Raw genomic sequence first — 19448 nt, 5'->3', positions numbered from 1 at the left:
TCAATACGGCCGCTCTTTGCGGCCGCTCATCATCGCGATCACTCAACGATTGAGCGTTCCGACATTCGCGACCTCGTCGAGCCTGATCAGGCTGGCGAAGAGCTTTTCCGCCTGCGGCTGGGCGAGCTGCTTGCTGCTGCAGGACCAGAATTTCTGCCAGAGTTCGGCCTCGCTCATCGGCCGCGTCCAGTGACCGCGGGCGTAATCGACACTGGGGCTTTCGAGCACGCGGCCATCGGCGAGATGCAGCCGGACGCCGCCGCTGAAGCCGAGATTGGGCTGGGTGTCAGCCGGGATGCGGCTGTCGGCGACGGTCTCGACCTTCTGCAGGAGCGCCTGGACGTCCGGGCGGCCGTGGAAGCTCTCCTCCAGCGCATCGAAGGTGACGCGCTTCTCGAACAGCGCCGCAACGACCGCCAGCGGCACGCTGTGCGACGGCACGAAATGCAGCACCGAGGGCGATTTCGAGATCACCGCGTATTGGGCGTCGCTGATCAGCAATTCGACCCGCATGACCTGCTGAGGCTTGACGTCATGCGCGTTCGCAAGGTCGAGCGCGCCGTCCACGGCTCGCTGCGCGATATTGCCGAACGGGTACTGCTTGACGTTGATGCCGATGCTTTCGAGGCGCCAGGCACTGCCAAGATCATCGAGCGGGCTCTCCAGATCGACGGCGCCCTTGGGCGAGAGCGCGACCAGCATGCCGCGCCCCGAGCGTTCCAGCGCATCGGCCGGCGCCGACATGCCGGCCTCGGCGAGCTGCACCGCCAGCACGCCACCGGCGGCGCCACGGCCGATCTGGAACGGACCGACATCGGTGTCGAAGCTCGCGGTGATGCCGCCCGACATCGAGGCGGCGATGCCGAGTGCGCGCAGCGTCGTCGCCTCGTCGAAGCCGCGCAGATTAGCGAGGGCGAGGGCAACGGCCAATGGACCGAAGCATGCGGTGGCGTGCCAGCCCTTGCTCGAATAGCTGTCGGGATCGCGCTCGGCGAGCCGCGCCCAGGCTTCGTAGCCGGCGGCATAGGCCTGGATGACCCGCCTGCCGCTGGCGCCGATCCGCTCGCCCTCGGCGAGCAGCGCCGGCATCAGCACGGTGCTGGTATGGCAGCCGGCGAAGGCGACGTCGTCGAAGACGACGCTGCTGGTCGTCACAGCGTTGACCAGCGTCGCATCGGCGACCGAGGCTGTCTCGGTACCGAGCTGGATGCGGGCCTCATTCTTGACGCCGCGCGTGCCGAGGCTGGCGAGGACATGACGGGAGACCGGCATGTCGATGCCGGAGAGCATGACGCCGACCGTATCGGCCATGCCGATGCGGACAGCCTCAATCGCCCGGGCCGGCAAGTGCTCATACCGCAGGCCGGAGGCGAAACCGGCAAGCGCGCGTGACAGGGCTGTCGGCATGGTCGTTTCCTCTGATCTCGTTATGGTCGCGCGCGGCGTGATCGAGCACGCGGCGCCAATCGGTGTGGCGTAGGCGCGCCTCAGACGAGCCTGAACACCGGCAAGGTGATGCCGTCTTCAGCCTCATGGCCGAAGGCGATCTCGACGGGCCTGCCGATCGCGATCTCCCCGAAGTCGCTGCCGACGATATTGGTCATCATGGTCGGCCCCTCCGCGAGGGTGACATAGGCGATGGCGAAGGGCTCGGCCGCCGTGCGGGCGATGCTGTAGGAGTAGATCGTGCCCCGCCCGCTCGCCGCCCGCCATTCCGTCTCCGGGCTGGCGCAATACGGGCAGATCGCCCGCGGATACCAGTGCGCCCGCTCGCAGGCACGGCAGTGGCGCAGCTTGAAGCGGCCCTCGGCAAGCTCGCTCCAGAACGCCCTGGTCTCGGGCTGGTGATCCAGCGCCTCACGCAAAACCGACATGGGCCTCACTCCCGCTCCATGATGAGGGTGGCGCCGCCATGCCGGGTGCCAAGCATGCCGCCGGTGCCGTGCGCCAGCGCGATGTCGCAATTGGCGACCTGGACGGCCGGATGCGCCTCGCCGCGCAATTGCCGGACGGCCTCGATGATCTTGGTGATGCCGCCGCGATTGAACGGATGGTTGTTGCACAAGCCTCCGCCATCGGTGTTGACCGGCAAGCGGCCGACACCGGCGATCAGGTTGCCGTCGGCGACGAAGCGGCCGCCCTCGCCCTTGGCACAGAAGCCGAGATCCTCGAGCTGCACGATCACGGTGATGGTGAAGCTGTCATAGACCGAGGCATATTTGACGTCGGCCGGCGTCAATCCGGCCTCGGCGAAGGCCGCAGCGCCGCTGAAACGGCCGGCCGAATAGGTCAGATCGATCGCGCCGCCAGCGGTGTGCTTCACCGCCTCGCCGGCGCCGCGGATCTTGACCAGCGGGCGCTTCAGTTGGCGGGCGATCTCGGGCCGGGTGACGATGACGGCGCCGCCGCCATCCGAGACGATGCAGCAATCGAGCTTGTGCAGGGGGTCGGCGACCAGCGTCGAGTTCAGCACGTCGTCGACGGTGACGAGATCGCGCAGCATGGCGTTGGGATTGTGCTGCGCGTGATGCGAGGCCGCGACCTTGACCCAGGCCAGTTGCTCGGGGGTCGTGCCGAATTCGTGCATGTGGCGCATCGCACACATGGCGTAGACGTTGAGGATCGTCATGCCGAAGGGCGTTTCCCAGGCATAGTCCGGCTGGACCGGGCTGTCGGCCCGCTTCAGCCCGCCCTTGGGAACGCCCTCGCTGCGCGGCCGGCCAGCGAGCGTGACCAGCGCCACATCGCATTTCCCGGCGGCAATCGCCTGCGCCGCATGGTTGACGTGCAGGATGTAGGAGGCGCCGCCGATATTGGTGGAATCGGCGTGGCGGACCTTGAGATTGAGATAGTCGACCATCGAGAACGGGCCGGTGCCCGGCACGTCGCCGCCGCAGAAATAGCCGTCGACATCGTCCTTGCTCAGCCCGGCATCGGCGAGCGCGCCGAGTGCGACCTCGGCATGCAATTGCGCCAGCGACTTGTCCGGCGCCTTGCGCAGCGGATGCTCATAGGCGCCGACGATATAGGCCTGTCCGTTGACACTCATGCCCTGCCCTTCTGGCGCGACAGGGCGGAGCCGGCCGTCGCGAGTTCGTCGTAATGCACCGTCGCGGCGACGGAGGGGCGCTGCTGCGCCGCCTGCCACCATTGCGCCAGGCGCGGATAGCGCTCATGCCAGAGGAAATCCGGCGCGAAGCGGAAATCGAGATAGCCGAGCGCCGCGACGATCGCGGCATGGCCGACATCGAAGGTCGCGGCATCCGCCGCGGCGGCCTCAGCCTCGAGCACCCGGAAGATGTGCGGTAGCTTCTTGTGCACGGCGGCGATGCGCATCGCCGATTGCTCGCCCTGCCGACGCGAGCGCTCGCCCAGCCAGTTGAGCAACAACCAGGAGAGCCCGTCGCCGAGCGCCTGGCGCCGCAGCGCGGCCGTCCGTGCCTCGGGGACTGCCGGATGCAACCGGCCATCGCCGCGCACGACGTCGAGATAATGGCAGATCGCCACGGAATCGTAGATTGCCTCGCCGCCCTCGGTGACCAGCGTCGGAATCTGGCCGAGCGGATTGAGCGCGAGCAGCGTGTCGTTCGGCTGAGTAGAGAGGATGACCATCGGCACGCGCTCAATCGCATCGTCGAGGCCGACCTCATGGACGACGACCAGGACCTTGCGAACGAAAGGCGAGCGTGGCGACCAGAAAAGCCTCATCATTTGGCCGCCTCAGGCTCAGGAAAAATCACATGAGACGGAACCGCCGCGGAATCTAGCCGCGGCGCTCGCACCTGCATCGAAATCGGCTCGAAACCGAGGCAAAACATGCTTCATCCTGTTGATGATCCAAGCGATTTGATCCATCATCGCCCGCGACCCACAAGCAACGCGAAAAGCGCAAAAGCGTCAATCGACTAAAAGGGAGGCCACCTGTGAGGAATCATCAAGCGTGTGAGATATGCTGCGTCGCCTGCCCCCGCTGAACGCGTTGCGCGCCTTCGAGGCGGCCGGCCGGCATGTCAGCTTCACCAAGGCCGCCGACGAGCTCTCGGTGACGCCCGGCGCGATCAGCCGGCAGATCAAGCTGCTGGAGGACGTGCTCGGGGTCGAGCTGTTCGAGCGCACCGGCCGGGATCTGCGCATCTCCGCCGAGGCGAACGACTATGTCGCGGCGCTCGGCACCGCCTTCGACCAGATGGAGCGCGCCACCAAGCGGCTAATGGGCGCGCAAGGGGAAAGCTCGCTGCGGGTGCACTGCCCGATGACCTTCACCTTGCGCTGGCTCGTGCCGCGCCTGCCGCTGTTCCATCGCCTCTATCCGAAGCGCGAGATCCAGCTTGCGACCTCACTCTCGCCGCGGCCGATCAACCAGCTCTCGATGGGTGATATCGACATCGCGATCCAGCAGGGCGACGGCGATTGGCCGGGGCTGGTCTCGCACCGCCTCGCCGGCAGCGCCCTGATCCCGGTATGCAGCCCGGCCTTCCTGGAGCGCCTCGGCCCCGAGATTGGCATCGACATCCTCGTCGAGCAGACCCTGCTGCACTCCACCGTCCGCCCGACTGACTGGCGCGAATGGCTCGATGCCGCCGGCGGCGAGCAGATCGAGAGCGACCGCGGCCTCTATTTCGAAAGCTCGACCCTCGCCTATCAATCGGCGATGGAAGGCATCGGCATGGCGATCGGGCAGATGGCGCTGGTGCTGGAGGACCTGAATGCAGGTCGGCTGGTCGCACCGTTCGACTTCATCCACGACAACGGCATTGCCTACTACCTCACCTATGTCGAGCATGCGGTGAAGAAGCCGGGCGTCGCCGAATTCCGCGACTGGATCCTCGGGCAATCGATCGAATACGAAGCGACCGTCCGCCATATGCGGCTGCCTGGCGGCGAGAGCCTGGTGCCGGCCTGAGCGGCCGGCACCCTTCGCCTCAGCGCGCGGTCTCGACGATCCCCGCCGCGGCGAAGTCGGCGATCTCGCTGCGGCTATAGCCGGCGATCCCGGCAAGGACGGCATAGGTCTCGGCGCCAACTTGCGGAGCCGGACGTGCGATCGCGAGCGACGCCTCGTCGACCTGGAGCGGGAAGCCCTTGACGATCAGGCCTTGCTCGTCGCGCTGCAGCGCGTGCTGCCAGGCCTCGCCCCAATCGATCATCATGCCGTTGCCGTCATTGACGATAGCGGCGGGCACGCCGAGTCCGACGAAGAAGCTCACCGCCTCCCGGGCCGGCCGCGCCTTGATCGCAGCAGTGACGGCGGTCCGCAGGGCATCCAGGCGATCGAGATCACCAGCCGCGAGCACATCCAACAGCAGCGGCAACGCCGGGGCCGAGACTGAAAGCGCGACCCAGATGCCATCGGCGGCGAGGAAACAGTCCTGCAGCGGATATTGCGGCTGGGCATTGCCCTGGCGAGTGACGGCCTCGCCCTGCGAGGCAGCGGCAAAGCGATCGCCAATCATGAAGGCGGCGAGATCGCGCTGCGACAGGTCGAGATGGCTGCCGCCCTCGCCCTTGCGCACCGAGCGCAGCGCGGTCGCGATCGCCCCGGCCGCGAACAGCGCGACGATCTGGTCGGGATAGTTGACGTCGCGGCCGGAAACTTCCGGCTTGCCGCCCTCATAGCCGGTCACCCAGGCGAGGCCGCTCAGCGCCTCCAGCGTCGAGCCATAGGAGACATGGCCGGCATCGGGACCGGTCTCGCCCTGGCTCGAGATAGAGGCGAGGATGATGTCGGGATTGGCCTCGCGCAGCCTGGCGAAGCTCAGTCCGAGCCCTTCCATCACGCCACGGCGAAAATTCTCGACCACGACATCGGCACGACGGACCAGGCGCAGCAGGATCGCCTGCCCTTCCGGCCGCTTCAGGTCGATGCTGATCGCGCGCTTGTTGCGGTTGGTGGCGCGGAACAGTGGCGGCATCGCGCCCGGCTCGTCCTGCGCGCTCCAGGCGCGGAACGGATCGCGATAGGTCGGCGATTCCACCTTGATCACCTCGGCGCCGAAATCGGCGAGCAAAGCGGCGGTCGCAGCGCCCGCGGTGATGATGCCGAGATCGAGGACGCGGCAGCCTTCCAGCAGCTTCATCAGGCTGCTCCCACCGTAATCTCAGCTTGTCGAGCCGCCGCTTGATCGAGCCAGGCCAGCGGCAGGCGCGGTGCCTGCACTCCAGGATCGACACCAAGTGGCTCGAACAGGCCGCGCGCCTGGTTGTGCGGTTCGTCGAAAGCCTCGGTCGGGCTCCAGACTGGCCCGAGCGGCAGGCGGTGCTGCCGGGCCAAGCCGTGGATCTCCCGGCGGGTCAATGTCAGGAAGCGCCGCTCGATGATCGCGGCGAGCTCAACCAGATAGGCGAGCCGGCTGGCGCGTGTCGAAAAGCGCGGCTCGCCCAGCGCGGGCTCCGCCAGTGCCGCCTTCAGCCGCGGCCAGTCCGGCTCCTGATAGACCAGCACAGCGTAGCCGTCGGCGCAGCGCAGCACCTGCCATTCCGCGGCAGCGCCGGTGCGGCCCGGCAAGACATCGTAGCCCTCCAGCGGCACGGCCTTCCAGTTCAGCCAGACGAGGGTCTCGAGCAGGCTGGCCCGGATCGTGACGGGAACGCCTTTTGGACGCGCCGAAGCCAGCGCCGCCGCCACGCCGCCATAGGCGCAGAGACCGAGGGCGAAGGCCTCCTGGTGGCCGCCGAGGCGCAAGGGCTCGCGCTGGGGATCGCCCACCATCGCCAGCAGTCCGGCCGAAGCCGCGGCGGTGAAGGCGCTGGCCGGCCTGTCGCATTCAGCGAGGGCTCCGCCGAATAAGCTGAGCACCGCAGTGACGGTAGGCAGGCCCGCCCGCCCACGTTCCAGCAGCACAGCGCCATCGACGAGTGCAACACCGGCGCGAGCGAGCAGTTCGCCCACACTCTCGTTCGACCTCGTCTTGCCGCGCGACAGGAACAGCTCGGTACTATCATCGAAGCCGCGTTCGCGCCCCTGCCGGCAGATCACCTCAGCGCCGAGATCGGCGAGGATGCGTCCCGTCATGCCGGCGGCGAGCACGAGCGCATCGTCAGCCGCGTCTGAGATCACCTCGGCAACGGTGAGGCCGGCATAGGGGCGCCGCGCCGTCATGGCTGCGTCCGATCGTGCATGTTGCGCGCTATCGGGCCCATGAGCTTACGCCAGCGTCCGCTTCCAGAGCGCGAAGAGCTTGGTCCAGGTCGCCTCGGCCGCCTCCGGCTGGTAGCAGCGGCCAGCGGTAAAGCAGTAGCCGTGCTCGCTGTTCGGGAAGACGTCGACATCATGCGTCACGCTGGTCGCGGCGAGCGCCTCCTGCAGCGCGGCGATCGTCGCCGGCGGGGCAGCGCCGTCGGTCTCGGCGAAGGCGAAATAGAGCTCGCCCGGCACCTTCGCGACCAGCTTGTGCGGCGAGCCCTCATCCTCGGTGACAAGGCCGACGCCATAGAGCGAGGCGGCCGAGGCGATGCGCGGGCCGAACTTGGCCGCGGCCGCGACGACATAGCGCCCGCTCATGCAGAAGCCGAGGCAGGAGACCTTCTGGGCATTCGCTTCCGCTTCGCCATCGAGGAAGGCGAGCATGCCGGCGGTATCGTCGGTGGTGCGCTCATTGTCGATCGAGCGCATGCAGGCGCCGACCACGGCCGACATGCGCTCATCACGCCGCGGCAGGTCGAAACGCACGGTGCCGATCCGGTAATAGAGATCGGGCAGCAGGCAGTAATAGCCGGCGGTCGCGATCCGGCGCGCCATATGGCGCAACTCCTCGCGGATGCCGGGCGCGTCCATATAGAGGATGACGACCGGGTAGGGTCCCGGCCCCTCCGGCCTGACGGCGAAGGCCGGCATCCGGCCGTGCCGGGTGACGATGGAAACGTCTTTCTCGAACATGATCTTCTCCAGGCGACCGCGCGCCGTCAGGGTTGCTGAGACAGCATGAAGGCGTGCTGCGTGCGATCAAGACGACGGTGATAGGCGAGCTTGACGCGCCGGCCGATCCACTCGCCCTCCGGCTCCGGGCCGATCAGGTTGGAGACGACGATCGGCCCTTCGTCGAGCCTGATCGCGACGGCGTTGTAGGGCGGCGGATGATCGTCGAAATAGGCGCGGTGGAAGCGCACCCAGGAGAGGATCTCGCCGCCGCCCGAAAGATCGGTCCAGCGATAATCGAGGCTGGTGCAGGCCGTGCAGATCGGCCCGGGCGGGTAGCGCAGTGTGCCGCAATGGCCGCAGGACTGGAGCTGCATCCGCTCGCGGGACAAGCTCTCCCACATCGGGGCGTCGTAGAGCGTGACGACGGGCTGACTGTTCGCCATGGCTCAGGCTCCGTAGATGATCGAGATCGCCTTGCCGGCGACGTCGGAGCTGTAATGGACATGGCGGCAGCCCTCGACCTGATGGTCTCCGGCCTCGCCGCGGACCTGCCGGACCGCTTCGATCTGGTGGTTCCAGCCCTGCATGTAGCTTTCGGAGAGGTGCCCGCCGCTGGTATTCACCGGCAGACCCTTGGCCAGCGAGATGCCGGTCTCGCGCATGAACTGGCCGGCGCCGCCGACTGGGCAATAGCCATAGCCTTCGAGCGCGAGCGGGATATGCAGCGAGAAGCTGTCGTAAATCTGCAGCGCGTCCATGTCCTTGGGACCGAGCGAGGCCATCTCGAAGACCTGGGCGGCGACCGCCTGCTGCGCCGGCAAATAATAATCGAGCAGGCGGGGCTCGAGGCTGGTGGCGCCGCGGTTGAGGTCATAGCGGCCGACGCCCTTAATCGCGACCGGAGCCCGGCCAATTCGCTTGGCCTTGCCGGCCTCGGCAATGATCAGTGCGACGCCGCCATCATTGATCAGGCAATAATCGAAGAGATGCAGCGGCTCGCAGATGAAGGGCGAGGCGAGATAATCCTCGACGCTTATCGGCTTGCGCATTAGCGCGCGCGGATTGCGCGAGGCGGCGAGGCGCTGCGCCACCGCGACCTCGCCAAGCTCGGCTTCGGTCAGGCCGCGCTCATGCATGTAGCGGCGCGCCATCATCGCATAGAGCGCGCCCTGCGAGGTGAAGCCCCAGGGCGCGTGGTAGACATAGGCGAGGAAGGCGCCACCGCCCTGCGCATCCGAGCCGCCATAATTGACCTGCGCCGAGCGCTGGTCGTTGCCGTAGACCAGCGCGACGACCGAGGCGAGGCCGGAACGGATCGCCATGCAGGCCTCCATCACCGCCGTCATCGCATCGGCCTGCCCGCCCCAGCGGACATTGAGGCCGAGCAGTTCGCCGACACGCTCATAGGCCGTGGTCGGCCCGACGATCAGCCCGTCGATCTCGTCGCGCGCAATGCCGGAATCGACCAGCGCCGAGAGGAAGGCCTGCGCGCCATAGCCATAGGAATCATGCGGCCGCTCGCCGGCCCGAACCCGCTGGTGGTCGCCGACCCAATCGCTCTGGCCGATGCCGATCACCGAAGCGACCCCGGACAGCGAACCCGTCATGCGGAAACCTCATACTGACTTGCGCGAGAGCCCCGGCCGGATCGCCGTCGAGACCTCGGAGGTTTTTCGCAACGCCGGCGAAGGGTCAAACGACTTAACCGAAAGAGCGATTGAGCAATGCTCACAAGAGCCGTTGCCGCAGCATTCCTCAAGCCCGGCTCAGTTTCCCTCGTTTGACGCCGGCTCGAGACAACGCCAAGGCTCGCGGCGGGAGGTGTGCTTCATGCCGAACCGCTGGATCGAGGCCAACGGCATCCAACTGCGCTACGAGCTGAAGGCGGGGCCGCCCACGACAATCGTGCTGCTGCATGAGATGGGCGGAATGCTGGAGAGCTGGGACGCGGTCGTGCCGCTGCTTACGCCCTTTGCCAGCGTGCTGCGCTATGACCAGCGCGGCGCCGGGCTGTCGGAGAAGCCGCCCGGCCCCTACACCGTCGCGCAGGCGGCCGATGACCTTGCCGCCCTGCTCGCCGCGCTCGCCATCACCGGGCCCGTCGCCGTCGCCGGCGCTGCCGTCGGGGCGGCGGTGGCCGCTGCCTTCGCCGCGCGTCATCCGCAGGCCGTCGCCGCGCTTGCCTTGCTCGCGCCGGCGACCGTGCTTGACGAGGCGAAGCGGGCACGGACCGAGCAGCGTATCGCGGCGATCGAACGCCTCGGCATCCGCCAGGCATTCGCCGACGAGGGTTCCAGGCCGCTCTCACGCTATGAGGAACTGCGCCTCGCCGCAGATCCGGCTGCGCTGGCAGCGACTTGGCGAATGCTGGCAGGGCTCGATCTCGACGCCGATCTGGCCGCGATACGCTGCCCGACCCTCGTCGTCGCTGGGCGCCACGATGCGGCGCGCCCGCCGGAGCATGTCGAGGGCGTCGCCAACAAGATCGCGGGGGCGGAATTCCTGGTCCTGGAGACCGGCCATGTCATGGCGATCGATACGCCGGAACTGGTGGCAGCGACACTCCGGGATTTCTTCGACCGAACGGGTTTCGTGGATGCCGGGCCAGCGGATGGTCAACCCCGAGACCATTGAGAATTCCTCATACGCCTGTCTCGTTTACTCGTTTGACCCACCCCGGCCGCGCGGGCAGTTTCGCCTAGCATGCTCCCCTCTCGATCGAGGGGTGCCACGGCGGCAGCAGATCGCCAGGAATTCGAGGCGCCGGCACCGGCGTCCAGTGAGGATTGGGAGGAAGGACATGCAGACCAGACGCGGCTTCATTGCCGGGGCGAGCACGCTCGCGCTGTTGCCGACCGCAGGCTTCGCCCAGAGCCAGCCTGCAGCCGATTTGATCGCCAAGGCCAAGGCCGAGCGCCAGCTCGTCTGGTACACCGGCATGGTGGTCAGCCAAGTGGTACGGCCGCTGGCGGAGAAGTTCCAGGCCAAGTACGGCATCGAAGTTCGCTACGCGACGGCCGGCGATTCCGACACGGTGCTGAAGATCACCAGCCAGGCGCGGGCCGGCAAGATGGAGGTCGACCTGTTCGACTCACCGGGAACCTCGATCCCGCCGCTGACCAAGGCCGGGCTGATCGAGCCCTTCGTGCCCGATGCGCTCGCCAAATATGCGCCGACCTTCAAGCCGCAGAGCCAGCTCTATTCCGGCATCTACGCACTGTATCTGACGACGACCTACAATACCGACCTGGTCAAGGCGGCCGAGGCGCCCAAGACCTATGACGACCTGCTCGACCCGAAATGGCGCGGCAAGATGGTCTGGACCGATACCCGCGCCATTTCCGGACCGGCCGGCTTCATCGGCAATGTCCTCTCCGTGATGGGCCAGGACAAGGGCATGGCTTATCTGCGCGAGCTCTCGAAGCAGAAGATCGTGCGCGAGCCCGGCAACCAGCGCGTCATCCTCGACAAGGTGATCTCGGGCCAATACGCGATCGGCCTGATGACCTATAACCATCACGCAGTGATCAGCCGAGCCAAGGAAGCTCCGATCGCCTGGGTCAAGATGGAGCCGCTCGTGGCCAATCTCGGCGTCATCGCGCTGGCCAAGGGCGCGCCGCACCCCAATGCCGCCAAGCTCTTCCTCGAATTCATGTTCTCCGACGACGGCCAGAAGATCATCGCCGAAGCCGGCTATCCGCCGGGCAATCCCGATGTGCCGCCGAAGGATCCCTCGATCGGCCCGGTGACCGGCAACTTCACCTCGACCCTGCTCGCACCGGAGATCTCCTCGCAGGAGAGCGAGCCGCTCGCGGGCTGGCTGAAGATCTACGACGAGCTGTTCAAATGACCGAAGTCATCGACGCTGCCGCGGCACTGCCGCAGCAACGCCGCGCCGGGCTGGCCAAACGCCCGGCGCAGACCAATCTGCTGGCGCAGGCGATGCTGCTCGTCATCGCCTGCCTGGTGCTGCCGCCTGTCGTCACGCTCATCCAGAACAGCCTGTTCGTGATGAACCCGGACGGCTCGCACGGTGCCTTCACCTTCGACAACTTCACGCATCTCGCCAGCGAGAAGGGCATCCTCGCCAGCGGCTGGAACTCGATCCAGTTCGCAGCACTATCGACGCTGTTCTCGCTTCTCTTCGGTGCCTCGCTCGCCTGGGTGGTGGAGCGGACCGACGCGCCGCACCGCTCCCTCGCCTATCTGATGACGGTGGTGTCGCTCGGCATACCCTTGATCATCTATGTCCCGGCCTGGCTCTTCCTGCTCGGCCCGGTCGGCCCGTTCAACGAGCTCTACCGCAACCTCACCGGCAATGGCGGCAACCTGTTCACCGTCAACTCGATCGCCGGCATGGTCGCGATCGAGACGCTGGGGTGGCTGCCGATGTCGTTCCTGCTCTTCGCCGCGAGCTTCCGCACCGCCAATGCCGAACTGGAGGAAGCGGCGCGCATGAGCGGCGCCGGCATTCTCACCATGGTGCTGCGCGTCTCGATCCCGCTGGCGGCCCCGGCCGCGCTGGCAACGGGCCTGTTCATCTTCATCAAGACGCTGCAGGCCTTCGACGTACCCAAGCTCGTCGGCACCTCGGCCGGGATCAAGCTGCTGACCACTGACATCTATGACGATATCCGCGCCGCGGTGCCGCCCAAGGTCGGCCAGGCCAGCGCCTATTCGGTCGTGCTGACCGTGCTCGTCGCCGGCCTGATGTATCTCTACAGCCGCCTGTCGCTGAACGCCTCGCGCTTCGCCACGGTGACCGGCAAGGGCTTTCGCCCGCGCCCCCTGCCGCTCGGGCGGCTGCGCTGGCTCGGCGGCGGGCTGATCTGGGCCAATTGCATCGTCGTGCTGGTACTGCCGATCCTGACCCTGCTCTGGATCGCGCTGACGCCCTTCGTCCGGCCGGTTCGCGTCGCGGCGTTCAAATCGCTGACGCTCGACAATTTCAGGATCGTGCTCGGCAGCCAGGGCTATTTCGAGCTGATCGTCAACACGCTGATCACGGCCGCCGCCGCGGCGAGCATCACCATGGCGCTGATGGTGGTCTGCGGCTGGCTCGTCGCGCGCCGCCAGGCCTTCCATACCGTCACCGACCAGTTGATCACGCTGCCGATGATCCTGCCCGGCATCGTGCTCAGCGTCGCGATGATGGATGTCGCGCTGCGCGCGCCGATCCCGCTCTATTCGACGTTGACGATCGTCGTGATCGCCTTCGTCATCCACTTCCTGCCCTTCGGCATGCGCTACACCTATGGCGGCGTCTTGCAGATCCATAAGGAACTCGAGGAATCGGCCGGCGTCTGCGGTGCCTCGCCCGGCAAGATCCTGCTGAAGGTCGTAATGCCGCTGCTCTTGCCAGCGATCATGGCCGGCTGGGTCTTCATCTTCCTCAACGCCGCACGCGACCTCTCGACCGCGATCATCCTCTCCGGCCCCGACACCAAGACCATCGCGGTCGCGATCTTCGATCGCGCCGTCAATGGCGAGCTCAGCGAAGTCGCGGCGCTCGGCCTGCTCTGGTCGCTGCTGATGAGCACGATCGCGACGGCCTTCTACCTGGTGATGAAGCGCCGCGGCACGATGATCTTCGGGGTGTGATCGCCGGGCCGGCTGCAGGGTGATTGGGCGCCCTGCAACCGGAATCAGGCCGCGCCACCGCTTCTGGTCGTGTCATCTTTGCCTCTTCCTTCCGAAATTAACTTTCTGATAAGAGGTTCGGGTTTCCTTGCCGGTGACGATGGCTCGCTGATTGCGGCAGCCGAGATCCCGTAATCAGGAGGTCACCGCATGAAGCGGACCGTGATCGCTGCCAATGCCGTCCGTTCCACCGGAGAGAACCGCCACGGCCGCGCAGCGATCCCGCTTCTGATGGCTCTGGCCGCGCCGGCGCTGGCCGCCTGCAGCACCGCCCCGGTCCAGACCGCTGCGACGACGACGGCCAGTCCCGGGACGACGACGAAGCAGACCCACGAGACCCGCAAGCGCGCGATCGAGCTGGCCAAGGCCGACCCGCGCGAGCGGGAATGCCTCGTCCGCGCGATGTACTTCGAATCGAACCGGTCGAGCGAATCAGGCCTGCTCGGCGTCGGCACCGTCGTGATGAACCGGGTGGGATCGCCGCGCTATCCGGAGACGATCTGCGGTGTCGTCGGCGCTCCGCGCCAGTTCGCGCCGGGCGTACTGACGCGCCAGATGGTGGCACGCGACATGCCGAAGGCCGAGGCCGCCGCCGACGCCATCCTCAACGGCAAGCGCAACGAGGCCGTCGGCAACGCCAAGCATTTCCACATGGCCGGCCTGCGCTTCTCCTACGCCAACATGCATTACGTGACGGTGGCGGGCGGCAACGCCTTCTATGTCAAGGGCGAGCGTCCGGAACGCCGCCGCATCGAGGAGCCGAGCTACCAGCTGGCTGCAGTCACCGCGCCGGCACCGCTCGCCGCCAGTGCCTCCTCCGTGCCGACCTCCTTCGCCAACGCACCGCTGGCTTTCGCTCCGGAAGCCCCCGCTGCCGCCGCACCTGCCGGCCAGACCACGCACCTGGTCAGCAAAGCGACGCTGCCGCCGAGCCGGCCGTTCGATCTCGACATGCCCAAGAAGCTGGCGCGAACCTTCATCGCACCGCCGAAGGCCGATGCCCGGATCGCGGCGCTGCTGCCGCCGCCCCGCGGTTTGCGCGGCAGCGTGTCGCAAGACTGAGCTGCACCTTATGGCAGGATCCGCCCCGGGTTGACGCAGATCAATCCGGGGGCGCTGCGACCATCTGGACCTCCAATAGACCTATCCGGCGGCATGAATCGTTAATCATGCCGGCTCCAGAGCTTCCTCGACCGTTCCTGCGCCCAAAGCGGCGACATGTTGAGGAAAGAAGTGATGTCTGCGTCCGACGATCTCGCCCGGCGGCTCGAATTCCTGCAGCTCGATGGGACTTCGCGGCAGCGCCTCCGTGATGTCGAGCCGACGATCGTCGCTGCTCTCCCGACTGCGCTCGACGCGTTCTACGCGCAGATCAGGGCCTTTCCGGAGACCATGGCCCTCTTCAGCAGCGAAGCGCAGCTCGGTGGCGCCAAGACGAGCCAGGTCTCGCATTGGGCCGGGATCGCCAAGGGACAATTCGACCAGGACTACGTCGCCGCCGTCACCCGCGTCGGCCAGGTCCATGCCCGGATCGGGCTCGAGCCGCGCTGGTATATCGGCGGCTACGCGCTGCTGCTCTCGCAACTAATCGGGAAGGTGCTGGAAGCGCGTTGGCCGAAGAGCCGCTTCGGCTCCAAATTGCCGGGGGCGGATCAGCGGGCTGCGGAGATCGCTGCGATCGTCAAGGCCTGCCTGCTCGACATGGACTACGCCATCTCGGTCTATCTCGAAGCCTCGGAAGCGGCCCGCCTGAAGGCCGAAGCGCAGGCGCGCGCCAGCGAGCAGGCCAAGGCGGCGGAGCGCGAGAAGGCGATAGCCCTGATGAGCGAAGGCATGGCGGCGCTGGCGAAGGGCGATCTCACCGTCCGCATCGCACAGGACATGCCGGCCGAATACGCCCAGATCGGCACCCATTTCAACGACGCCATGGAAAGGCTCGGCGAGATGATCGCGACGATCAAGACGAGTTCGACAGCCATCGCCGCCTCCTCGCAGGAGATCAGCGACGGCGCCGCCGACCTCTCGGAGCGCACCGAGGAGCAGGCTTCCGCCTTGGAGCAGACCGCGGCGACGACGGAGGAGCTCGCGGCTTCGGTGAAGAGCTCGGCTCAGGCCTCACGCACCTCGACGGCTCTGGCCGACGAGGCGACGGGGGTCGCGCGTACGGGTGGCGGCATCATCCGCGAGGCGATCGCGGCGATGGCCCGGATCGAGGACGCCTCCAGGAAGATCTCCGAGATCACCGGCGTGATCGACGGCATCGCCTTCCAGACCAATCTCCTGGCGCTGAACGCGGCCGTCGAGGCTGCGCGCGCCGGCGATGCCGGGCGTGGATTTGCCGTCGTCGCCGCCGAGGTCCGGGCGCTGGCACAGCGCTCGGCCGAGGCCGCCAAGGACATCACCGGCCTGATCGGCACCTCCGGCACCGAGGTGACCGAGGGTGTGCGGCTGGTCAGGCTCGCGGGCGACACGCTGGAACAGATCGTCGGCGCCTCAGGCCGGGTCTCGACGACGGTCGGCGAGATCGCGGCCGCGGCGGGCGAGCAGGCCAGCGGCATCGAGGAAATGAGCCAGGCCGTCAGCCACATGGACGAGATCACACAGCGAAACGCCGCGCTGGCGGAGCAGAGCGCAGCCTCGGCACGCATGCTGCTGACGCAGATCGAACGGCTGAGCCAGCTCGTCTCGGCCTTCCGGACCGAAGACGAACTTAGGCCATCCGCCATGGCTCCCACACGGCGCAACCGGGCGGCGTGAACCCGCAACCCGACTGTTGTCGGGCTTCCGGCCGGATCACATCCGGCCGGCGTCGACCTTGATGCGCTCGGAGGTGATCGAGGACGACTGCTCGCTCGCCAGGAACAGGGCGGCGCGCGCCACCTCTTCCGGCTCGACCCAGCGCTTCAGCGCCGCCTTGTCGGTGTAGTTGGCCCGGACGATCTCCGCCGCCGGCCGGTTCTCCTTGGCGGCACGGGCAGCGATGACGCGCTGCATCAGTTCGCCATTGACCGCGCCGGGACAGAGCGCGTTGACCCTGATGCCGTGGATGCCGACCTCCTGCGCCACGGCCTCGGTGATGCCGATCACCGCGAACTTCGTCGCGGTATAGGCGCTGCGCATCGGATAGCCGCGCAGCCCCATCAGCGACGACATGTTGATGATCGAACCGCCGCCACGCGCCCGCATCAGCGGCACGCAATGCTTGATGCACAGGATCGTGCCGCGGATGTTGATCGCCATGGTCTCGTCCCATTGGGCGATGTCGAGGTCCTCGGCATTGGCGACCTGCCCGGTCACCCCGGCATTGTTGACGAGGATATCGACGCCGCCGAAGCGCGCGGCCGTCTCCTTGGCGAGCCTCGTGGCATCGGCCTCCAGCGAGACATCGGCGGCAATGGCATGCGCCCCGATCCCCGCTGCAGCCTTGTCGAGCGAGGCCTGGGAGCGTCCGGCGATCACCACTTGCGCGCCCTCATCGATGAAGGCCTTGGCGATGGCGAGGCCGATGCCGGTGCCGCCGCCCGTGACGATCGCGACCTTGCCGGAAAGAGCTGGAGCACGAGACGATTGCGATGTCATGATGCAGCCTTATCCTCACGCAATCGGCCAGATGCCGATGATTGCCGTTTGATATACGAGAATCAGTTTTGCATATCAATTATGCGAGCTGAACCATAGCCGTGTTCAACCCCATCGTCGTCAGCCGCCGAGATCGTCCGGGATCGCAATGCCCAGGCGGTTGGCCTGGTCATGCAACGCCGCCAGCGTCCCCGCGGCCAGTGCGCAGCTGCCATCGAAACGCTTTCGCGCGTCGGCAGCGCGATCACCAGGCAAACGGATCGGAGCGGCGCTTGGGGCCGCCTTCGACTGCCGGATGTGATCGGCGAAGCCACTGGCAGCCGCTTCATAATCTGGGAGCGGCCGCATCCCCTCGATCTCGATTGCCATGATGAGGTTGGCGCTGCCATAGGGCCGGGAGAGATCGCCATAGAGCGGCTGGACCTCGGCGCCGATGCCGCCGGCCGATAGGCCGCCGGCGAGCAGATCAACCATCACGGCGAGACCGAAACCCTTCGCGCCTGCCGCCGGCAGGAGCACGCCCTTGATCGCTTCGGCGGCGTCGCGGGTCGGCAGCCCCTCGGCGGTCAGGGCCCAGCCTTCGGGAATGGGCTCGCCCTTGCTCGCCGCCAGCCGGACCTTGCCCATCGCGCCGGCGCTCATGGCAAGGTCGAGCACGATGGGCTCGCCACCGGTCGGGACCGCGATCGCCAGCGGGTTGTTGCCGACGACGGCCTCGGCACCGCCCGGCGCCGGCAGCATCGGGCGGGTATTGGCCATGACGATGCCGATCTTGCCGGCGAGCGCGATCCTGCGGGCGAAACGCCCGGCCGCGCCGAAATGGAAAGCGTTGCGGACCGCGACGATGGCGACGCCATGCTCGGCGGCGCGGGCGATCGCGATCTCGCAGGCGCGCTCGGCCGTGACGTGGCCGAGCCCGTTTTGAGCATCGAGCGTCAACCGGGAGCCAGCATCGACGACGATCTCGCCAGTGGCGGCCGGATCGACCGAGCCTCGCGCGATCCGCTCCAGATACATCGGCAGCTGGAGCAGGCCATGCGAGGCCAGGCCCTCGATATCGGCGTCGACGAGAGCTTTGGCCACGATGGCGGCATTGCCCGGCGGCGCTCCGGCCGCTTCGAGCAAGGCGACCGCGAAGGATCGCAGCGCCTCAGCGGGATAGCGGCCCGACTTCGGCATCAGCGCACCGGCGGCGCGTATTGCAGGCCACCTTGGGTCCAGAGCTTGTTGAGGCCGCGCTCGATTCCGAGCTTCGAGCCCTTGCCGACATTGCGCTCATAGACTTCGCCGTAATTGCCGACCTGCTTGACGATCTGCAGCGCCCAATCCGGCTTCAGCCCCATCGGCTCGCCGAGATTGCCGGTGCTGCCGAGCAGGCGCTGCACTTCGGGCGAGCCGGTTTTTTTCTGCTCCTCGACATTGGCGGAGCTGACGCCGAGCTCCTCGGCGACGAGCATCGCATAGAGCGACCAGCGCACGATGCTGGTCCAGGTCTCGTCGCCTTGGCGCACCACCGGGCCGAGCGGCTCCTTCGAGATCAGCTCCGGCAGGATCACATATTCGGTCGGGTTGACCAGCTTCAGCCGATAGGCCGAGAGCGCCGAGACGTCGTTGCTGAAGACGTCGCAGCGGCCGGATTCGAACGCCTTGGCGACCTGATCGCCGGCCTCGAAAGCGACGCCCTCGAACTTCATGCCATTGGCCCGGAAATAATCGGCGATGTTGAGCTCGGTGGTCGTGCCGGTCGGCACGCAGACCGAGGCGCCGTTCAGCTCCTTCGCCGATTTGATGTTCAGCGACTTGCGGACCATGAAGCCCTGGCCGTCGTAATAGCCGACGCCGACATAGCGCAGGCCCATCTGGGTGTCGCGCGAGAGCGTCCAGGTCGCCTGGCGCGAGAGCACGTCGATCTCGCCGCTCTGCAGGCTGACGAAGCGATCCTTCGGGCTGAGCGGGGTGTAGCGGACCTTGCCGGCATCGCCGAAGACGGCGGCAGCGACAGCCCGGCAGATGTCGACATCGAAGCCGCCCCAGCGCCCGGCCTCGTCCGGCACCGAGAAGCCAGCGACGCCCGGGCTGACGCCGCAGATCATCTCGCCGCGGCCCCTTGCGGTTTCCAGAGTGCCGGCGGCGGCCGGCATGGCGCAGGCGGCCATCAGGCCGGCGATCAGCAATAGGCGAGTCTTCATTCGGATACCCTTCCCCCCGAGTGTCGTATCCGACGTTTCTCCGTCAGATCCCAGGGCGATCCTGACGGCTTTCTGACGCAGGGGGCGCGCGCCTCGGCTGATTTCGAGATGTGAAACGCCAGGACTTCCGGCCATATCCGGGAACGGGAGTGCCATCATCCGGTCATCGACATCGGCACGGC

Annotated in this window: 18 protein-coding genes; 6 read left to right on the top strand and 12 right to left on the bottom strand. The window is 67.1% G+C overall.

Features of this window, described 5'->3' with window-relative positions; translation table 11 throughout:
- Positions 1-42: 42 nt before the first annotated feature.
- From GV161_RS23015 to GV161_RS23000, 4 genes are all read right to left on the bottom strand, one after another.
- Positions 43-1407 (bottom strand): MmgE/PrpD family protein, encoded by a 1365-nt coding sequence (locus GV161_RS23015; RefSeq protein ID WP_152013303.1) that lies wholly within the window; start codon positions 1405-1407, stop codon positions 43-45.
- An 80-nt stretch (positions 1408-1487) separates the two neighbouring features.
- Complete coding sequence (locus GV161_RS23010; protein ID WP_152013304.1) at positions 1488-1874, bottom strand: OB-fold domain-containing protein; 387 nt, start codon at positions 1872-1874, stop codon at positions 1488-1490.
- A gap of 5 nt (positions 1875-1879) precedes the next feature.
- Complete coding sequence (locus tag GV161_RS23005) at positions 1880-3049, bottom strand: thiolase domain-containing protein (RefSeq protein WP_152013305.1); 1170 nt, start codon at positions 3047-3049, stop codon at positions 1880-1882.
- Positions 3046-3711: a glutathione S-transferase gene (locus GV161_RS23000; protein WP_152013306.1), complete on the bottom strand. Its 666-nt coding sequence runs from the start codon at positions 3709-3711 to the stop codon at positions 3046-3048. Before GV161_RS23000 ends, GV161_RS23005 begins: the two co-directional genes overlap by 4 nt.
- Positions 3712-3949: 238 nt before the next feature.
- Here GV161_RS23000 and gcvA point away from each other — a divergent pair, with 238 nt between their 5' ends.
- Complete coding sequence (gene gcvA, locus GV161_RS22995; protein ID WP_152013307.1) at positions 3950-4903, top strand: transcriptional regulator GcvA; 954 nt, start codon at positions 3950-3952, stop codon at positions 4901-4903.
- A gap of 19 nt (positions 4904-4922) precedes the next feature.
- Here gcvA and GV161_RS22990 read toward each other — a convergent pair whose 3' ends face one another.
- From GV161_RS22990 to GV161_RS22970, 5 genes are read right to left on the bottom strand one after another with little or no spacing between them, the layout of a single operon-like run.
- Positions 4923-6077, bottom strand: coding sequence for a CoA transferase (locus tag GV161_RS22990; protein WP_152013308.1), 1155 nt, complete (start codon positions 6075-6077; stop codon positions 4923-4925).
- Positions 6077-7099, bottom strand: a complete 1023-nt coding sequence (locus GV161_RS22985; RefSeq protein WP_152013309.1) for a CoA transferase — start codon at positions 7097-7099, stop codon at positions 6077-6079. Before GV161_RS22985 ends, GV161_RS22990 begins: the two co-directional genes overlap by 1 nt.
- A gap of 45 nt (positions 7100-7144) precedes the next feature.
- Positions 7145-7876: a dienelactone hydrolase family protein gene (locus tag GV161_RS22980; protein ID WP_152013310.1), complete on the bottom strand. Its 732-nt coding sequence runs from the start codon at positions 7874-7876 to the stop codon at positions 7145-7147.
- Between the two features lie 26 nt (positions 7877-7902).
- Positions 7903-8301 carry an OB-fold domain-containing protein gene (locus tag GV161_RS22975; protein ID WP_152013311.1) on the bottom strand — a complete coding sequence of 133 codons (399 nt, stop codon included), beginning with the start codon at positions 8299-8301 and terminating at the stop codon, positions 7903-7905.
- 3 nt (positions 8302-8304) lie between these two features.
- The gene (locus GV161_RS22970; RefSeq protein ID WP_152013312.1) at positions 8305-9465 is read right to left on the bottom strand and encodes a thiolase family protein; all 1161 of its coding nucleotides are present in this window, start codon (positions 9463-9465) and stop codon (positions 8305-8307) included.
- A gap of 223 nt (positions 9466-9688) precedes the next feature.
- Here GV161_RS22970 and GV161_RS22965 point away from each other — a divergent pair, with 223 nt between their 5' ends.
- The 5 genes from GV161_RS22965 (at position 9689) to GV161_RS22945 (ending at position 16255) form a co-directional block, all read left to right on the top strand.
- Positions 9689-10492 (top strand): alpha/beta fold hydrolase, encoded by an 804-nt coding sequence (locus GV161_RS22965; protein ID WP_159650370.1) that lies wholly within the window; start codon positions 9689-9691, stop codon positions 10490-10492.
- A 166-nt stretch (positions 10493-10658) separates the two neighbouring features.
- A complete protein-coding gene (locus tag GV161_RS22960) occupies positions 10659-11708 on the top strand; it encodes an extracellular solute-binding protein (RefSeq protein WP_159650369.1) in 1050 nt (349 codons plus the stop codon).
- Entirely contained in the window at positions 11705-13459 is a 1755-nt protein-coding gene (locus GV161_RS22955; protein ID WP_244623948.1) for an iron ABC transporter permease, read from the top strand. The genes GV161_RS22960 and GV161_RS22955 overlap by 4 nt, the downstream gene beginning before the upstream one ends.
- Positions 13460-13648: 189 nt before the next feature.
- A complete protein-coding gene (locus GV161_RS22950) occupies positions 13649-14560 on the top strand; it encodes a cell wall hydrolase (RefSeq protein WP_244623949.1) in 912 nt (303 codons plus the stop codon).
- Positions 14561-14734: 174 nt separating this feature from the next.
- Positions 14735-16255: a globin-coupled sensor protein gene (locus tag GV161_RS22945; RefSeq protein ID WP_159650368.1), complete on the top strand. Its 1521-nt coding sequence runs from the start codon at positions 14735-14737 to the stop codon at positions 16253-16255.
- A 36-nt stretch (positions 16256-16291) separates the two neighbouring features.
- On the opposite strand, the gene GV161_RS22940 is transcribed toward GV161_RS22945, so the two are convergent.
- The 3 genes from GV161_RS22940 to GV161_RS22930 all read right to left on the bottom strand — a co-directional run bounded on the left by GV161_RS22940 (position 16292) and on the right by GV161_RS22930 (position 19266).
- Positions 16292-17077, bottom strand: a complete 786-nt coding sequence (locus GV161_RS22940; RefSeq protein WP_152013316.1) for an SDR family oxidoreductase — start codon at positions 17075-17077, stop codon at positions 16292-16294.
- A gap of 120 nt (positions 17078-17197) precedes the next feature.
- On the bottom strand, positions 17198-18256 hold the full coding sequence (locus tag GV161_RS22935) for an Ldh family oxidoreductase (protein WP_152013317.1): 1059 nt from the start codon (positions 18254-18256) through the stop codon (positions 17198-17200).
- Positions 18256-19266, bottom strand: a complete 1011-nt coding sequence (locus GV161_RS22930) for an amino acid ABC transporter substrate-binding protein (RefSeq protein ID WP_152013318.1) — start codon at positions 19264-19266, stop codon at positions 18256-18258. Before GV161_RS22930 ends, GV161_RS22935 begins: the two co-directional genes overlap by 1 nt.
- Between the last annotated feature and the right edge of the window lie 182 nt (positions 19267-19448).

It is taken from the genome of Bosea sp. 29B (assembly GCF_902506165.1).
Lineage (GTDB): Bacteria > Pseudomonadota > Alphaproteobacteria > Rhizobiales > Beijerinckiaceae > Allobosea.
Note: the sequence above shows the minus strand (reverse complement) of the source record. Positions and strands in the feature narration are given on the sequence as shown.

Coding starts and splice junctions, on each gene's coding strand:
- GV161_RS23015 (WP_152013303.1), bottom strand. CDS start 1,407: ATGCCGACAGCCCTGTCACGCGCGCTTGCCGGTTTCGCCTCCGGCCTG.
- GV161_RS23010 (WP_152013304.1), bottom strand. CDS start 1,874: ATGTCGGTTTTGCGTGAGGCGCTGGATCACCAGCCCGAGACCAGGGCG.
- GV161_RS23005 (WP_152013305.1), bottom strand. CDS start 3,049: ATGAGTGTCAACGGACAGGCCTATATCGTCGGCGCCTATGAGCATCCG.
- GV161_RS23000 (WP_152013306.1), bottom strand. CDS start 3,711: ATGATGAGGCTTTTCTGGTCGCCACGCTCGCCTTTCGTTCGCAAGGTC.
- gcvA (WP_152013307.1), top strand. CDS start 3,950: ATGCTGCGTCGCCTGCCCCCGCTGAACGCGTTGCGCGCCTTCGAGGCG.
- GV161_RS22990 (WP_152013308.1), bottom strand. CDS start 6,077: ATGAAGCTGCTGGAAGGCTGCCGCGTCCTCGATCTCGGCATCATCACC.
- GV161_RS22985 (WP_152013309.1), bottom strand. CDS start 7,099: ATGACGGCGCGGCGCCCCTATGCCGGCCTCACCGTTGCCGAGGTGATC.
- GV161_RS22980 (WP_152013310.1), bottom strand. CDS start 7,876: ATGTTCGAGAAAGACGTTTCCATCGTCACCCGGCACGGCCGGATGCCG.
- GV161_RS22975 (WP_152013311.1), bottom strand. CDS start 8,301: ATGGCGAACAGTCAGCCCGTCGTCACGCTCTACGACGCCCCGATGTGG.
- GV161_RS22970 (WP_152013312.1), bottom strand. CDS start 9,465: ATGACGGGTTCGCTGTCCGGGGTCGCTTCGGTGATCGGCATCGGCCAG.
- GV161_RS22965 (WP_159650370.1), top strand. CDS start 9,689: ATGCCGAACCGCTGGATCGAGGCCAACGGCATCCAACTGCGCTACGAG.
- GV161_RS22960 (WP_159650369.1), top strand. CDS start 10,659: ATGCAGACCAGACGCGGCTTCATTGCCGGGGCGAGCACGCTCGCGCTG.
- GV161_RS22955 (WP_244623948.1), top strand. CDS start 11,705: ATGACCGAAGTCATCGACGCTGCCGCGGCACTGCCGCAGCAACGCCGC.
- GV161_RS22950 (WP_244623949.1), top strand. CDS start 13,649: ATGAAGCGGACCGTGATCGCTGCCAATGCCGTCCGTTCCACCGGAGAG.
- GV161_RS22945 (WP_159650368.1), top strand. CDS start 14,735: ATGTCTGCGTCCGACGATCTCGCCCGGCGGCTCGAATTCCTGCAGCTC.
- GV161_RS22940 (WP_152013316.1), bottom strand. CDS start 17,077: ATGACATCGCAATCGTCTCGTGCTCCAGCTCTTTCCGGCAAGGTCGCG.
- GV161_RS22935 (WP_152013317.1), bottom strand. CDS start 18,256: ATGCCGAAGTCGGGCCGCTATCCCGCTGAGGCGCTGCGATCCTTCGCG.
- GV161_RS22930 (WP_152013318.1), bottom strand. CDS start 19,266: ATGAAGACTCGCCTATTGCTGATCGCCGGCCTGATGGCCGCCTGCGCC.